The organism is Clostridia bacterium (assembly GCA_035628995.1).
In the GTDB taxonomy this organism is placed as follows: Bacteria; Bacillota; Clostridia; order Lutisporales; family Lutisporaceae; genus BRH-c25.
Map to the genome: position 1 here is coordinate 1 of DASPIR010000024.1, position 16732 is coordinate 16732.

A 16732-nucleotide genomic window follows, 5' to 3' on the forward strand; every position below is an offset into this window, starting at 1 on the left:
AGTTGAAATCTAAGCATTTTATGGGGATTTAAAGGCATTTAAGAAGATTATGTATCTTAAATGCCTTTGGGCTATTGCATAATTTGTAGTACATTTGTATATTTATTCTAGGCTACGCATTTTTCAGCGGTTTCCCTGGCACCATGAATTATACATCGCCCCAAATCCTGCGCATCTCTTCACATGATTCAAGAAGCATATCCAGACTGCCTTTTGCCTCTATTTTACCGTTCTTTAGAACTATAATCTGATCAGCTTGCCTTAAAGCCATACGACGATTGGATACTACAAGGCAGGTTTTGTCCTTTTTTTCAAACAATCTATTCCATAGGGTGTTTTCTGAATCAACATCAAGAGCGCTTGATATGTCATCAAAAACAAGGAGTTCCGGGTCTCTTATGAACATTCTTGCGGCTGCGGTCCTTTGAAGCTGGCCACCGGATAATTTTACTCCCTTTGGACCTATGAGAGTATCCACCCCTTTCTCAAGGGCTCCAATGTCCCTATCCAGAACAGCAGAGTACAGCGCCCCTTCCAGATTCTCATCCTTCTCTTTTAATCCAAGGAGAATATTATTTTTCAATGTATCGCTGAAAAGGTGAGGAATCTGGGGAGTGTATGCACTCCGTGGAGGAACAAAAAATGTTTCAGGATTGTCTACAAGCCTTGAGTTCCAATATATTTGCCCCCCGTCCTTCGGAAGAAGCCCCAGAAGTACTTTTAATAGTGTCGATTTACCTGAGCCTATACGCCCGGTAATGACTGTAAATGAACCTTTATCAATTGTAAAGCTTATATCTTCTATGCCCGATCCTGAACCTTGATAATAGTACGAAAGGCTTTTAACCTCGAGGATTTCAAGCCTGTCATATTCTGTCTTTTTAACATAGTGCGGATCAGGCAACTTTCCAATAATATATAGAGGCTTATGCTCTACCAGATTTTCTCCCGGGATTCCCTGCAGAAGCTCTGTCATACGTTCAAATGCTACATTGGACTGCTTTAAAGTGGAGAGAAAATTTCCAAAAAAGAGGGTGAAGTCCGAAACGAAGGCTAAATAGTATACAAATAATGCAAAATCTCCAATGGTGAAGGAACCGGTCCTCATATCATTTGCTGCAAGGAGTAGTATCAGCCCCGTGCCTATGCTTACTGTATTTTGATAGATAGCATCCAGGATCTGGCTTAAAACTCTGTCCTTCATCATAAACTTATGCCTTTCACTATTCAAGGACTTGAGGTTGTTTATTACAGACTCCTCTGCCGCGGCAGACTGAACCGCCTGGACCGTCTCAAACATTTCCCCTATTATACCGGTTACCTTGCTTGTAGCCTCACGGCTTGCCCTTCTGTATTTTTGTATACGTTCGCTGGCTACCTGGGCAAGGGCTACCACGGCAATGAGAGGCGTAAATACCAGCAGAGTAATCTTGACATTTATGGTTAAAAGTATTGCAATAGCCCCCGCTGCAAAACATGCTACCCCAATAGCATCAATAGTCCAGCTTACAGCATTTTCTATTTGAGCGGTATCTTCCCTGAAACAGCTTATCGCCTCGCCGACAGAACCCGGTATGGGTCTGTCCCCGGGCTTGTTAAGTATCGACTCCAGCATGTTACGGCGTAAAAGCCCACTGATTTTGAACCGGTGAAAAATATCAATTGGACCTCCTATTGCAATCACTATAACCTGTACAACACCTGCAATAAGTAACAGGGAAAGGATTCCCCATATGCCCTGCACCCGCCCGCCATTGCTTATGACATCGAAAAACTCCTTTGCAATAAGCCCTGGTACAAGGGGAACAACATAGATTAATGTCCAAGCTACACAGTTTGCAAGATAAAGCCATGGTGTGTATTTAATAAGGCACCATAAATATTTGAAAGTCTTCATGCTAGTACCTCCTCAATTCCGGATTGCATCAGGTGATAGAAATGGGAAGACTCATTCTTCAAAAGCTTCACTCTGCTGCCCTGCTCAAGTATGCTCCCATCTTCCAATATGAGTATATCATCAGAACGCTGGACTGTTTTGAGACGGTGGGCGATTATGATTGCAGTCCTTCCCATAAGCAGCTTGTCTATTGCTTTTTCAATAAGGTTCTCCGTTACAGGGTCCAGCCTTGATGATGCCTCATCAAGAATCAGGAGTCCTGGGTTCTTTAAGAATGCCCGCACAAATGCAAGAAGCTGTGCCTCTCCTGCGGAAAGCCCTCCTCCTCCCGAATCCAGCATGGTATTGAGCCCTTGAGGCATTGAGTCAAGCCAAGGTTTAAGTCCTATTTCGCAAATCGTCTTCATAATAGCATCGTCAGTAATATCGTTATTAAAGAAGGTAAGGTTATCCCTTACGGTTGCCTTGAAAAGCTGGACTTCCTGGGTCACATAGGCAATGTGGCTTCTTAACTCCTTTAGGGGAACATTCCCTATAACCTCGCCGCCCAGCCTGATTTCACCTTTCAGTACATCATAAAATCTCACAAGGAGCCTTGCAAGGGTGGTCTTGCCGCTGCCGGTGCGCCCCAGTATTCCTAAAACCCTTCCAGAAGGGATGTTCATAGTAATATTTTTAATTAGCGACACTCCTTCTTCATAATCAAAGCTTACATCATTCATTGAAACAGACAGCGCTCCATGGGGAAGGCAGCCGCCCTTTCCATCAACGACCTTTGATTTTATATTAAAAAGTTCATTTATGCGAACTATGCTAGAGCCCGCATTCTGCAAGTCCTGGAACTGCCTGCGTATTTGATTGATAGGCCTTATAATAAGGTCTGTATATTTAAATATTACATATATTGAGCCGACGGATATTATACCCCTGCTCCACAGGTATGCCCCCAATCCGAGGCCGGTAAAGTTTCCGATTTGGGATACCATCTCTGTTGCCATCCAGGGGGAATAATTCGCCACACCGCATTTGATTCTAGCCGGCGACCATTTTCTAAGAAAAAGATAGAAGCTATGCATCACATTGGGGGATGCACCGTTTGAGCGGACATCCTCCGTACAGGCAATCTGCTCCCCGAGAAACCCGAAAAACTTTGCATTAATCTCCCTATCCTTAAGGTTGTATGGGATTGAAGCTTTCTGTATGCGCCCGAATATAAAAAAAGTGATAAGGCAGTATATAACCATAACAGCACCCACTCTCCAGTCTATACCGAACAGCAGTACCACTACACCTATTATGAGACCGATGTTTGTCATAAGATTTACAGAAAACTTTGAAAAAAACTCAAACAAAGCTGTCACATCACCATCTACCCGCTGTATAAGCTCCCCTGACTGGTGTTCTTTATGAAAAGACATGTCAAGCTTCATACAGTGCAGAACAAGCTGACACCTAAGTTCATTTGTTGACTTCCAGCCTACATCCTGACTTACATATGTTGCAAATACCGCAATGACCTGTTGTACTATAGCTAAACCTATGTAAAGCAGCGCAGCATATATAAGATTTTTACCTGTACCATCACCAGTTACGGTATCTATAAAGTAGCGGATTATCTGTGGATTCACAAGTTGAAGCCCTATGCTGCCTGCAAGAAGGAATCCTAGAAGTACAACCTGGGGCAATTGGGGTTTTAAATACCTCGATAAAAGCTTTATGTATTCTCCAATACGAATTTTCAATCTATAATCCTCCTGTCAAATTAAAAAGTACGGTTTCCTACGAATTAACCACTTAAAAAGTGTAGATAGTCACTTTAGGTTTCAAATAAAATATAAAGCCATGGATTAGCAATCCATGGCCTAATACAAATCTTTTTATAAATCAAGCATTTGATATGAGGTAGGGCTATCCAGTGAATTTTCATTTCTTACTGAGCTAAAAATCATTGTAATTAACATATTTCCTACCTCTTTATCTGTATGATTATGTCATAAATATATATTACAGTAATATTATGGGAATTGCAAGCTGATGCAATAACGCTTATATTTTCCACAATTTCGAGACTTAAGTAGAACTTATTCTGGGTACGAGATGGTATTATTTATAGCTAGGTCTTATTATCCAACCCGTAGAGCAATACTTTATTATTTTAAGTACCACTTCTCACAAAGCAGAAATGCAAGTATGTGGCGGTTTAATTTATTTCATTTATAGCTTTGAATGGTAATGAGTGTCAGACATTGCGCAAAAAAACTTTGCATTAATGTCTGACAAGGTCACGCAAATTAGCCATTTCTTACTGGTTAAGTGTCAGTGATTCGCGCAAATCACCAGAACTGGTAATTTGCGCGAATGTTTGACACTCATTGCACGAATGTTTGACACTAGTTGCGGATTATAAATATCAATTAACACTTATGAAATAGTTTGATAAATAATCAAATCATTCCATACGTGTTAATTATTTTTATGTTTTTTATACTAACATAATACCCTTGAAAATTTAAAGGGCTTATGTTAGTGTATCTATAGAAATACTAGAAATTTGAATCATTATAAGAAGGGTTGAAATGCTTATACAGCTAGTTTTTCAAATAGTTATAATGTGTACATTAGCCGTTATTGCATGCATTGCATACCTATCCACTGTTGTTATAAAAAATGGTGGAGCAGGAATACCGGCGTATTTGTATGCCTACATCATTGAAAATCTGCCCCTGAATTTACTGCTTATGGTTGTGCTTCAGATGGTTTTTGCTCTTATGGGCCACAAGGTCTTCTTCAAACACGTCTCAAATCATATTATCATTTCTCTGGATATTCTATATAATGAAAGTCTTTTGCTGATTTTTTTCTGCCATACCATGAAGGGTTATAGGGATCCTCTGGAAGGAAGCTTAGTATAATTTAGTGCTGTACGCCATATAGGTGGTACATTTATACTGCGTTTTTTGAAGGAGGATATTATTATGCCCAAAAATGGAGTTAGAATAAATAGATTTTTGACTAAACTGTGCAATCCTGCTGTTGAATGGGATATCCGGTCCTATGAGTGTCAGCTCCAAGAGGTCAATCGGATAGCGTTGGGTTCTTTGAGTGACTCTGAGCTTCAAAATATGGCTTTTGAACTAAGAGATAGAATTAAGGCAGGCGCTCCCCAAAGCAAAGCAGCCATTGAAGCATTTGCGCTTGTCAGGGAGGCATCAGATAGAGTACTTGACATGCGCCCCTTTGATGTGCAGGTAATTGCCGGAATGGCCATGTGCGATGGAAGACTTGTAGAGATGCAGACTGGAGAAGGTAAGACTCTTGCTGCTGTATTCCCCGCCTTTTTCAAGGCTCTTTCGGGAAAAGGGACCCATGTTTTGACCGTTAATGATTATCTTGCTGGAAGGGATGCGGCATGGATGGGTCCGGTATATGAATTCTTGGGCTTGACGGTGGGGTATGTGAAGGAAGGGATGGGGAATGCTGAACGAAAAAGGGCCTATGGAAAAGATATAACTTATCTGACTGCCAAGGAGGCTGGATTTGATTTTCTCAGAGGTTTTCTTGCTTTATCAAAGGAAGAACTGGTACAAAGGTCTTTTCAGTTTGCAATCATCGATGAAGCGGATTCCATTCTGATTGATGAAGCACGGATACCCCTTGTTATAGCTGGAAATAGTGAGGCCTCCGGAGTAGATACCGGACTTATGGCCAGAATTGTTGAGAGCCTTAGACCACATGAGGACTATGATTCCGATGAGCAGGGCAGAAATGCATATCTGACTGAATCAGGAGTGTGTAAGGTAGAGGCTATCCTTCAATGTGACAATCTGTATGAAGAAAAAAATCTGCAGCTTTTGGTTGGATTAAATAATGCTCTGCACGCAGAGGCACTTTTGAAGCGTGATATCGATTATATCGTACGTAGGGGGAAAATTGAGCTTGTTGATGAGTTCACCGGGCGTATAGCGGATAAAAGGAACTGGCCTCACGGGCTCCAGGAGGCAATCGAAGCAAAGGAAGGGATCGTATCCCAGTCAAAGGGACAGATATTAGCTTCCATTACCATGCAGCATTTTATCCGCCAATATCCTGCAATATGTGGTATGACAGGGACTGCAATATCATCAGCAAATGAATTTCTGGAAAAGTACGGACTGAACGTAGTGGTAGTCCCAACAAACCAGCCATGCATTAGAGTCGACTATCCCGACATTGTTTTCGAAAACAAGGTGGCTAAAGAGGAGGCCTTGATAGCGGAAATAACCAGAGTGCACAAAACAGGACAGCCGATTCTCATCGGTACCTGCAGTATTGAGGAATCGGAGCGGCTGGCCAGTAAGCTTTTGGAATCGGAGATAGAGTGCCATATATTGAATGCAAAAAATGATGAGTTGGAAGCTCATATCATAGCTGAGGCAGGAGCAGTGGGGGCAGTGACCGTATCTACAAATATGGCCGGGAGGGGCACAGATATAAAGCTTGGAGGATCTGGGGAGCAGGATCATGAAAGAGTCGCGGGTCTTGGAGGCTTGTATGTCATCGGCACAAATCGGAATGCCAGTCTGAGGATAGACAGGCAGCTGCGGGGTCGTGCGGGCAGACAGGGGGATCCTGGGTTCACCCGGTTTTTTGTCAGTCTGGAGGATGAGCTTTTCAAACAGTACAGAATAAGTGATGGACTGCGTTCCATGCTATGCTCCGAAGCTTGTGACAGCTCAACAGACAATCCAATGTTCAGGAAGGAGATAGCACATGCCCAGAGAGTTGTCGAAGGGCAAAACACAGCTATCCGAAGTACCTTGAACAAATATAATGAAATACTTGAGCAGCAGAGAAGGATCATATTTAATCGCCGCCTTGACGTACTTCTGGATCGGGAGCCATTAAAGCTCATGGCTGAAAGACTTTGTGAACGATACAATATGCTTTGCCAACGGCTTGGAGAAGCAGCATTGCATAAAGCAGAAAAGCAGGTAACTCTTCATTTTATCAACAGCTGTTGGGCTGACTATATAGACTATATTTCCTATATACGGGAAAGTATTCACCTTACACACCTGGCAGGGAAAAACCCGGTATATGAATTCAACAGGCTGGCATTCGATGCTTTTGAAAGGCTTTTAGAGGATATTGAGGACAGTATCATAAAGACGCTGTCCCATGCCGAAGTTACCAAAGAAGGTATTGATATGAAAAAAGAAGGCCTGGAAGTACCAGCTTCAACCTGGACTTATCTAGTGGACGATGGAATGGAACAGCTTGGGCTTAACGCGTTATGCAGGGATCCTTTGTCTGCAGCGCTGCAGCTGCCGCTTTTCATGGTGCTTCTTCTGAGCAATCGCTATCTCAGAAAAAGGGAGAATATAAAAGATTGAGGTCGTTGTCATCAGACTATGCTGGATATTATTTTTGCCTTTCAATCATTTTGGTAATGAGTGTCAAAGAATCGTGTAAATCACCAATATTTACTCCTTATTCGTAGAGAATGAGGAGTTTTTTATTATCATAAATGCCAACATTTAATAAATAAGGATGGATTTACAGATGAGGTATCTAGTGATAACAGACTGGTAAAACTAATATATTATAAGCAGAAGCAGGTGAAGTGGATATGGGTTGGATTTTATTTATGATATTTTGTTGGTCGGCTGCTTTGATGCTTGTGCCCATAAAGCATTGGGGAAAGTCATGGTCTGTGGTTTGCAGAATGGCAAGAGAGGGGTGTAATATATGAAGCAGCAGAGCATGATTTTTGAAAAGGATATTACCATAAGACTACACCTTAAGTATCTACTGTATCTTCCTAATGAATATGGCAGGGACAGTAATGAGAAGTGGCCGTTACTCTTGTTCCTGCACGGCGCAGGGGAGAGCGGCGATGACGTGGAGCTTGTGAAAAGACATGCAATACCGAAGATGATTGAGGAAGGCCAGGATTTACCTTTTATAATAGCAGCACCCCAATGCCCGGCTGACTCATACTGGGATGCGCACTTTGACGCAATAGATGAGCTAATAAAGGAACTGGGGGCTTGCTACCCCATTGACAGCGATCGAATATATCTAACGGGGATAAGCATGGGAGGCTTTGGGGCTTTTGATCTCGCGATGGCTTACCCTGATAGGTTTGCAGCAGTAGTGCCTGTATGTGGGGGTGCATCGTACCCTGAACTGGCTTACGTAATAAAGAATGTACCTGTCTGGGTATTTCACGGGGCAAGGGATGAAGCTGTGCCTATAGGGGAATCGGAAAAGGTGGTTGAAGTGCTGAAAAGCTGCAATGGCAATGTTAGGTTTACCATCTATCCGGATAAAGGACATGATGTCTGTTCGCTGGCCTATCAGCATAAAGAACTTTTCAGCTGGCTTCTTGAGCAGAATCGGGGTTAAAGGCACTCTTTAATATATCCCAACTCAGAATCAATAGGCAATTAACACAAATCAGCGAAAGCCCGCGCAGCGACTATGCTATATGGTTAAATAAGCCATAATACGACAATTTTATACTTTTTAGGCAAAATGAGCTTAATTATTGGTTTGTAAAAGAAATTCGAAGATGCTAAAATTAATCGTTGTATAAAATTTGATTTTTGAAAAAGGTGTATGTGTGAGTAAATACGGGGATTTTGAAATATCAAGTATATATGATAAGGCAGTTAAATATTTTCTTGTAGTCTCAATAGTTTTATTTTCTTTATTTTATAGTGATGTTTCTTATGCTTTGGGTTTTGTTCTAGGTGGTGTAGCATGTCTTATAAATTTTAGTTTACTTGTTAATTCACTAGAAGGCATGGTAAGCAAAACTACTTATTCCAAAGCTTTTTTTAATGGATATTTTTCTCTTCGCCTTGTTTTAGTGCTGGCCGTTTTATTAGGAGCATTGTTACTGGAGTCTGTGAACCTGTTTACTACTGTAATAGGTGTTTTGTCAATCAAAATTGTAATAACCTGGGAAGTTTTATTAAAGCATATAAATAGCCTTAAGAATCCGGAGTGATGAAATATGTATGAAATTGAGATTTTTGGAATCCAAATGCAGATCGCGCAATCTATAATAAATATGTGGTATATAATGGCTGCATTGACTCTGATTGCACTTGCAGTGAATATTTATATTAAGCTTGGAGGCTTCAAGCTGATACCGGAGAGTAAATATCAGCTGAGCATCGAGGCATTTGTGGAGTTTATCTATAATTTTTCAAGGTCCACAATGGGCGAGAAAAATATAGGTCTGGCTCCATATATTGGGACAATAGCTATTTTCCTTATGCTTTCAAATTTTGTAGGACTTTTGGGGATCAGGAAGGTGCCTACAACCGATTATTCTGTAGCTTTAGGCTTTGCACTGACAACGTTTATTGTAGTTCAGTCCAATCAATTGCGTGCTCATGGTGTGAAGGGCTATTTAAAGGAAATGATTGAACCTTTTCCTGTATTTTTACCACTGAACATTCTAGAGAAGGTTACACCTGTACTCTCGATGAGTCTGCGTCTTTTTGGAAATATAACCGCGGGGGTAATAATTCTGGAGCTTTTGTATAGCTCACTTAGAGATGTTTCGGTATTTGCTATGGCTTTCATACCTGTACCGCTGCATTTTTATTTTGATATATTCGATGCTTTCATCCAGACAATGGTTTTTGTGATTCTGACGATGGAGTTTACTGCCAAAGTCACAGCGGTAGACGACTAAAGAACTTGTAGGATGAGTGAGGGGTGATGAGGAGTAATTTTGAAATAGTATAAGAGCAGATAGGAATAATATTTTAATACTTATTTTTGTTAAATACATTATTTGAGGAGGAAATAACATGGATCCAAGAGCATATGTAGTAGTTGGCTGCGCAATAGGTGCAGCTATAGCAATATTGGTAGCTGCTGCTGCGGCTATTGTGGAAGGTCTTGCTACAGCAAAAGCAGTTGAGGCAGTTGGAAGACAACCGGAAGCAAGGAAAGAGATAGTATCAACACTTATCATAGGTAATGCTATAACTGAATCAAACTCAATATACGGCCTTTTGGTATCGCTGCTTATAATTTTCGTTCTAGCTGGCAAATTAGGCTAAATGTAAGTAGGGGATGTTGAGTCATCACCTATTTTAGGAGGACTTGGAGGGTCGATATATGCACGAGTCTATAGTAGATTTGAATTTGAATTTGTGGACAATTTTCTTTACTCTTTTCAACGCAATGGTGCTGTATCTAATACTGAGAAGATTGCTTTTTACTCCCGTAATGAACTTTATTGAACAAAGAAAAAGCACTATACAGAACGAAATTGCAGCTGCGGATAGCTTGAAAAGTGAAGCGAATGCTCTAAAGGATGAATATGGAAGCAGACTTGCCAATATTGACAGTGAGAAGAAAGTCATTATAGATGAGGCAAGGAAGATGAGCGGCTATATTTATGAAAAGAGCAAGAAGGAAGCTGAAAAGGAAAAGGAAAGAATTCTAAAGAGTGCAGAAACAGAGAGAAGACATTTGTATGAAAAGGCCAGGGAGGATTTGAAAAAGGAAACTGCTGTACTGTCAGTAGATATAGCGGAAGAGATATTGAAGAAAAAGATAGACAGCAATGCCAACAGGCAGATACTTGACAGTATTATTGACGAATTATCAAATGTGAAGGTTTAGGTGGCATTCATGATTGAAATAGCAAGTAAAAGATATAGTCAATCTCTATTTGAAGCCGCTATGGATCAGGATAAGCTGAATTTGACATTTGAAGAACTGGATGGACTAAAGAGGATAATCGGGGATAATCAGGCATTTTTCAAGGTCCTTGAATATCCCTTTATTACTTTGAATGAGAAAATCAAAATTATAGATGAAGTATTCAGCAAGAGCTTTGATGCAATTATCTGCGACTTTTTAAAGGTCCTGATAGAAAAGGATAGGGTCTATATACTGAACGAAATCCTCAGGGACTTTGAAGAATTATACTATGATCATAAAAGACTTCTGAAAGTACAGGTCACAACAGCCTTTGAACTGGAAGAAGACTACAAGGATAGACTTATAAACAAGCTAAAGGAAGTATTCAAACAGGATGTTGTCATTGAGACCAGCATAGATCCATCAATTGTCGGAGGTCTATATATTAAGGCAAAGGATAAGATAATTGATGCTACCGTAAAAGGCAAGCTGGATAAGATGAAAGACAACCTTATGCATGACAAAAACTGAGGTGAGATAATGAGTATTAAACCGGATGAAATAAGTGGAATATTGAAAGAGAGAATAAAGCATTTCGACCAAAGGCTGCAATCAAGCGATATAGGTACCGTAATACAGGTTGGGGATGGCATCGCAAGAGTATACGGACTTAGGGATTGCATGGTAAATGAGCTTTTGGAGTTCACAAATGGTGTTTATGGAATGGCCTTGAATCTTGAGGAAGATAATATCGGTTGCGTTCTTATGGGTCCCGATCAGGATATAAAAGAGGGGGATACAGTAAAGAGCACCGGAAGAGTTGTAGAGGTCCCTGTAGGTGATGCTCTGCTTGGCAGAGTTGTTGATGCACTTGGGAACCCTATAGATGGAAACGGTCCCCTCAAGCTGGATAAGTACAGGTCTATAGGAACAACAGCACCCAGTATAGTTGAGAGAAGGCCTGTTAATCAACCGCTTCAAACAGGTATAAAGATTGTTGATGCTTTGACACCTATAGGAAGAGGCCAGAGGCAGCTTATAATAGGAGACAGGCAGACAGGCAAGACCGCTATTGTAGTTGATACAATCATAAATCAGAAAGATAAAGATATCATATGTGTATATGTAGCCATTGGGCAGAAAGCCTCAACAGTTGCTCAGATTGTGGAGACACTGAAAAATAAGGGCGCTATGGAGTATACGATTGTAGTAGCTGCCTCTGCAAGTGAGCCGGCACCTCTCCAATACCTTGCACCATACTCGGGATGTGCAATGGCAGAGGAATTCATGTATAAGGGCAAGGATGTACTGATAGTATACGATGATTTGTCCAAGCACGCCGTTGCATACAGGGCTATGTCCCTGCTGCTCCGCAGACCGCCGGGAAGAGAAGCTTACCCTGGTGATGTATTCTATCTGCATTCCAGACTGCTGGAAAGGGCTGCAAGGTTAACTGAAGAAGCAGGAGGAGGCTCCCTGACTGCACTCCCGCTCATTGAGACTCTTGGGGGAGAGCTTTCATATATACCTACAAACGTAATATCCATCACTGATGGTCAGATATTCCTTGAATCCGAGCTTTTTCATGCAGGAATCAGGCCTGCTATGAATGTAGGTATATCTGTATCCAGAGTTGGCGGAAATGCACAGATAAAAGCAATGAAGAAGGTATCAGGAAAGCTGAGGCTCAGCCTTGCGCAGTATAGAGAGCTTGCTGCTTTTGCACAGTTCGGTTCGGAGCTGGACGATGATACCAAGCAGGTTCTGGAACAGGGAGAGAGAATTCAGGAACTTTTAAAACAGCCTCAGCATGAGACAATTCCGGTTGAAGAACAGATAGTTGCTATATATGCAGTATCCAACGGCTATGCAAAAGATATTTTGTCCAGTGACGTCGGGCATTTTGCTAAGGAGCTTGTAGAGTATATAAGGAATTGCTATGAAAAGATACTGATAAATATTACTGAGACAAAAGATCTGAGCGAAGAAACGGAAAACATGTTGAAGCAGGCTATTGAAGAATTCAAGAAAAAATTTGTTTAGTATCGAGAGTGATATAATTGGCTGGATTAAATGATGTAAAAGCAAGAATTAAAAGTGTTACAAGCACCAGGCAGATTACAAAGGCTATGAACCTTGTGGCAACAATAAAATACAAGAAATCAAAGGAAAGCACCGAGCATATAAGGCTGTACCTGAGTGAGCTTAAAGAAGCAGTGAAAAACTTGTACAACTACAGAGTCGAAAAGGCATACAGCGAGCTTACAGTTGAAAGGGTGACAAATAAATCCCTTGCTGTGGTAATAAGCTCTGACAGAGGACTTTGTGGGGCATACAACTCCTCGGTAATTAAAAGTGCAGTTCATGGTATGGTTGGGAAAAGCCTTTGTGTATTAGCTGTTGGAAATAAAGCAAGGGAGTTTTTCAATAAAACAGGATTTGAACTGGTGGAAAGCTATGAGGGCATTACTGATACTGTGACATACCATGATGCAGGAATTATTGCCCATAGGATAATTGACATGTATAGGGCAAAAGAAGTAGATGAGGTAGTTGTATTTTACAACAAGTTTGTATCCACAATTAAATATGATACAACAGAGCTTAGGCTCCTTCCTCTTTTACCAGAAAAAACCGCGGGTGACAGCAATTACATTTACGAGCCCTCTCCTGTGGATGTATTTGACACGATGGCTACCGAGTATATAATAAACCAAATATACGGCATACTGCTTGAGGCGTCTGCCAGCGAGCACAGCAGCAGAATGACCTCAATGAATTCGGCAACAGATAATGCAGACAAGATGATAGATGAGCTCACGATGCAGTATAACAGAGCAAGACAAGCCTTAATAACAAATGAGATTTCTGAGATTGTGGGCGGGACAGAGGCTTTGAAATGATTAGGACGGTGAGAAAATGAATAATATAGGCAAGATTGTTCAGATAATTGGACCGGTTATAGATATCAAATTCAGTTCGGATAGACGTCCTTCACTGTATAATGCAATTAGAATCAAAAACGGTGAGGATGAGATTATCGCTGAAGTATCCCAGCATATGGGCAATGATACTGTCAGATGCATAGCTATGTCTGCAACCGATGGTCTTATGAGAGGCTTGGATGCAGAAGATACCGGCGAGCCTATAAAGGTTCCTGTTGGAAAGGATGTTCTAGGCAGAATAATAAACGTAGTTGGCAAACCGGTTGACAATATGGGAGAAATAAAGGCAGAGAAGTATTCCTCCATTCATAAGCCAGCGCCGAAGTTTGAGGAATTGGAAACAAAGACAGAGCAGTTCGAGACCGGCATAAAGGTAATTGACCTCATCTGTCCCTATTCAAGAGGCGGTAAAATAGGCCTGTTCGGTGGCGCAGGTGTAGGCAAGACAGTACTTATTATGGAGTTAATAAATAATATTGCCAAACAGCACGGAGGTCTGTCGGTTTTCGTAGGCGTAGGTGAGAGAACAAGGGAAGGCAATGACTTATGGCTTGAGATGAAGGAATCAGGAGTAATAGATAAAACCTCACTGGTTTTCGGACAAATGAATGAGCCCCCGGGAGCAAGAATGAGAGTTGCTCTTACCGGACTTACAGTATCGGAACATTTCAGGGATGAGTACGGACAGGATGTATTGCTGTTTATCGACAATATTTTCAGGTTCACACAGGCAGGCTCTGAGGTATCGGCTTTGCTTGGCAGAGTACCAAGTGCGGTTGGATATCAGCCTACACTTGCTACAGAGATGGGCCAGCTTCAGGAGAGGATAACCTCCACAAAAAGAGGCTCAATAACTTCTGTACAAGCAGTATATGTGCCGGCTGACGACCCAACTGACCCGGCTCCTGCTACTACCTTCGCTCACTTGGATGCTACCACAATGCTTTCGAGAAGCATTGTAGAGTTAGGTATATATCCTGCTGTGCACCCCTTGGAATCAAATTCCAAGATACTTGACCCCAACATAGTAGGAAAAGAGCACTATGACGTGGCAAGGGGAGTTCAGAAAGTCCTCCAGAGATATAAGGAACTCCAGGATATTATTGCTATTCTGGGTATGGATGAGCTTAGCGATGAGGATAAGCTGATAGTATCAAGAGCAAGAAAAATACAAAGGTTTTTCTCCCAACCGTTCTTTGTGGGTGAACAGTTTACAGGGATTAAAGGTAAATATGTACCCCTTGCAGAGACAGTGAGAGGCTTTAAGATGATTCTTGAGGGCGAATGCGACCATGTGCCGGAATCTGCTTTCTTCATGGCTGGAGCTATTGATGAAGTACTTGAAAAAATTTGATGTGTTGGTGATGTGAATGGCTGAGTTTAACCTTAAAATAATTACATTGGACGAAGTGTTTTATCAAGGTCGGGCAGAAGCGCTGATAGTTAGAGGCGTTGATGGCGATTTTGAAATACTGCCCCGTCATACCAACCTTATTGCTGCTGTACTGCCGGATGATATAAGGATCAGGACAGCAGAAGGGGAAAGACATGCTTTTATCAGCAGAGGTATAGTGAAGGTTACGGATGGAAGTGTGACAATTATTGTAAACACTGCCGAATGGCCAGAGGATATTGATATTGCGCGTGCTGAGGAAGCGGAAACGAGAGCTAGAAGTCAGCTTGTGTCCAGAGCTAGCGCAAACCTTGATATAGCAAAGGTGGAGCTGGCGCTTATGCGGGCTCTGGGGCGTAAGAAGACATCTAAGTTCCGAAGTTAATTCTAAATAAAAATGACAGGAAATAACCTGTCTTTTTTTATTGACATTTGCTAAACAAAAGTGTAATATGTTTATGAAATATATAAACGTTAGGGGCGAGCAGCAAGTGAATGATTTGTCGGAAATATTTTGGAATGCCAGTGTTGAAGAGATAAAAAGGGGATATGTTTTTAAGGAAGATACTGGAGAATACTTATGCTTGATCTGTGGAAAAAGCTTTGTAAAGGGCATAGTCTATTCTGAAGCTGACATTCTGTATGAAGCAGAGAAGTATATGGAAGTACATATTGTAAAGGAGCACTCATCCACATTTGAGTTCCTCATCAATCTTGAAAAGAAATATACTGGGCTGACAGACCATCAGAAAAACCTTCTGGGTTATTTTCATAAGGGGTATAGTGACAGTGATATAGTGAAGAAGCAGGAAAGCGGCAGCACATCAACAATCAGAAACCATCGCTTCACCCTTCGTGAAAAGGAGAAGCAGGCAAAGGTTTTTCTTGCGATTATGGAGCTCCTGAACCGGAAAACTGGAAAGAAGGAAAGCCTGATAAATGTGCATAGATCGGCAACTATGACAGATGAACGCTATGCAACCACTGAGGAAGAAAATGAGCAGACTCTGTGCAAATACTTCAAACATGGCTTGGAAGGTCCACTGACCGAATTCCCCACAAGGGAAAAAAGAAAGATAGTAGTACTGAGGCATATTGTGAAAAGGTTTGACTTGAATAAGAAATATACAGAGAAAGAAATAAACGAAGTTCTAAAAGGCATTTACCCTGATTTTGCAACAGTCCGAAGGTATCTTATAGAATATGGTTTCATGGATAGGCATGACGATGGCAGCCTATATTGGGTGAAAATTTAAAAAAGCAGCATTCTGTATTACTTGCAGAATGCTGCTTTTTATTGAAAACTTTTCCATCATACGTCAAATAAGAAAAAACAAATAAAGTAAAATACCGATGAGGGCTGCGGATGCATTTAAAATAAGTGTCTTGTTGAACCTATCGCTCTTGCGTCTGTATCTCATAAGATTTACAGCCATGGATATCATACAGAAAAAGAAAAGCAGCACTAAGAGCAGAAGAACATACTGCATCATATCGGTATCCCAAGCAGTTTGGAGTTTTATGTGCAAGGAGTCGTCCATATACGATTCAAAGCCGGGTTTTGCAATTAAGGTAATAAAAAGTATTAATGATATCAGGATCCAGGATATAATACCGGACCATTTGACCCATCTTACGAGTGTATCTGGACCTCTTCTTCGGTCGAGCATAATCTCACCTCCTATAGCTTGATTATAATAAACTACATAAAGGTAAGCAATGAATAATTGCAAATTTATACCTTTTGTTCTATATGAGGCGATTGACTTTATGAGACTAAAGGCTTATAATAGCAATGAATTTTTCACCCTAGGATTGCATAAAAAAGAAATCGGGGAAGGTATT

General features: G+C 41.1%; 16 protein-coding genes. 13 read left to right on the plus strand and 3 right to left on the minus strand.

Going from position 1 to position 16732, the window contains the following annotated elements; genetic code table 11:
• Nucleotides 1–148: 148 nt before the first annotated feature.
• Nucleotides 149–1897, minus strand: a complete 1749-nt coding sequence (locus VEB00_10480; GenBank protein HYF83436.1) for an ABC transporter ATP-binding protein — start codon at nt 1895–1897, stop codon at nt 149–151.
• Nucleotides 1894–3639: an ABC transporter ATP-binding protein gene (locus VEB00_10485; protein ID HYF83437.1), complete on the minus strand. Its 1746-nt coding sequence runs from the start codon at nt 3637–3639 to the stop codon at nt 1894–1896. The genes VEB00_10480 and VEB00_10485 overlap by 4 nt, the downstream gene beginning before the upstream one ends.
• Nucleotides 3640–4473: 834 nt before the next feature.
• Here VEB00_10485 and VEB00_10490 point away from each other — a divergent pair.
• The 13 genes from VEB00_10490 to VEB00_10550 all read left to right on the plus strand — a co-directional run bounded on the left by VEB00_10490 (nt 4474) and on the right by VEB00_10550 (nt 16143).
• A complete protein-coding gene (locus tag VEB00_10490) occupies nt 4474–4809 on the plus strand; it encodes a hypothetical protein (GenBank protein ID HYF83438.1) in 336 nt (111 codons plus the stop codon).
• Nucleotides 4810–4872: 63 nt separating this feature from the next.
• On the plus strand, nt 4873–7269 hold the full coding sequence (gene secA2, locus VEB00_10495) for an accessory Sec system translocase SecA2 (protein HYF83439.1): 2397 nt from the start codon (nt 4873–4875) through the stop codon (nt 7267–7269).
• 355 nt (nt 7270–7624) lie between these two features.
• The gene (locus tag VEB00_10500; GenBank protein HYF83440.1) at nt 7625–8284 is read left to right on the plus strand and encodes an alpha/beta fold hydrolase; all 660 of its coding nucleotides are present in this window, start codon (nt 7625–7627) and stop codon (nt 8282–8284) included.
• A 217-nt stretch (nt 8285–8501) separates the two neighbouring features.
• Nucleotides 8502–8891, plus strand: coding sequence for an ATP synthase subunit I (locus tag VEB00_10505; protein HYF83441.1), 390 nt, complete (start codon nt 8502–8504; stop codon nt 8889–8891).
• Nucleotides 8892–8897: 6 nt separating this feature from the next.
• Nucleotides 8898–9587 carry a F0F1 ATP synthase subunit A gene (atpB, locus tag VEB00_10510; GenBank protein HYF83442.1) on the plus strand — a complete coding sequence of 230 codons (690 nt, stop codon included), beginning with the start codon at nt 8898–8900 and terminating at the stop codon, nt 9585–9587.
• 118 nt (nt 9588–9705) lie between these two features.
• Entirely contained in the window at nt 9706–9960 is a 255-nt protein-coding gene (gene atpE / locus VEB00_10515) for an ATP synthase F0 subunit C (protein ID HYF83443.1), read from the plus strand.
• Between the two features lie 58 nt (nt 9961–10018).
• On the plus strand, nt 10019–10528 hold the full coding sequence (gene atpF, locus VEB00_10520; protein HYF83444.1) for a F0F1 ATP synthase subunit B: 510 nt from the start codon (nt 10019–10021) through the stop codon (nt 10526–10528).
• A gap of 9 nt (nt 10529–10537) precedes the next feature.
• Nucleotides 10538–11080 (plus strand): ATP synthase F1 subunit delta, encoded by a 543-nt coding sequence (gene atpH / locus VEB00_10525; GenBank protein ID HYF83445.1) that lies wholly within the window; start codon nt 10538–10540, stop codon nt 11078–11080.
• Nucleotides 11081–11089: 9 nt separating this feature from the next.
• Entirely contained in the window at nt 11090–12592 is a 1503-nt protein-coding gene (gene atpA / locus VEB00_10530; GenBank protein ID HYF83446.1) for a F0F1 ATP synthase subunit alpha, read from the plus strand.
• A 17-nt stretch (nt 12593–12609) separates the two neighbouring features.
• Entirely contained in the window at nt 12610–13452 is an 843-nt protein-coding gene (atpG, locus tag VEB00_10535; GenBank protein ID HYF83447.1) for an ATP synthase F1 subunit gamma, read from the plus strand.
• A gap of 16 nt (nt 13453–13468) precedes the next feature.
• On the plus strand, nt 13469–14848 hold the full coding sequence (atpD, locus tag VEB00_10540; protein HYF83448.1) for a F0F1 ATP synthase subunit beta: 1380 nt from the start codon (nt 13469–13471) through the stop codon (nt 14846–14848).
• Between the two features lie 16 nt (nt 14849–14864).
• The gene (gene atpC, locus VEB00_10545) at nt 14865–15272 is read left to right on the plus strand and encodes an ATP synthase F1 subunit epsilon (GenBank protein HYF83449.1); all 408 of its coding nucleotides are present in this window, start codon (nt 14865–14867) and stop codon (nt 15270–15272) included.
• Nucleotides 15273–15378: 106 nt separating this feature from the next.
• A complete protein-coding gene (locus VEB00_10550; protein HYF83450.1) occupies nt 15379–16143 on the plus strand; it encodes a DUF2087 domain-containing protein in 765 nt (254 codons plus the stop codon).
• A 63-nt stretch (nt 16144–16206) separates the two neighbouring features.
• Here the strand turns inward: VEB00_10550 and VEB00_10555 are convergent, their stop codons facing one another.
• Nucleotides 16207–16557 (minus strand): hypothetical protein, encoded by a 351-nt coding sequence (locus VEB00_10555; GenBank protein HYF83451.1) that lies wholly within the window; start codon nt 16555–16557, stop codon nt 16207–16209.
• Nucleotides 16558–16732: the final 175 nt, after the last annotated feature.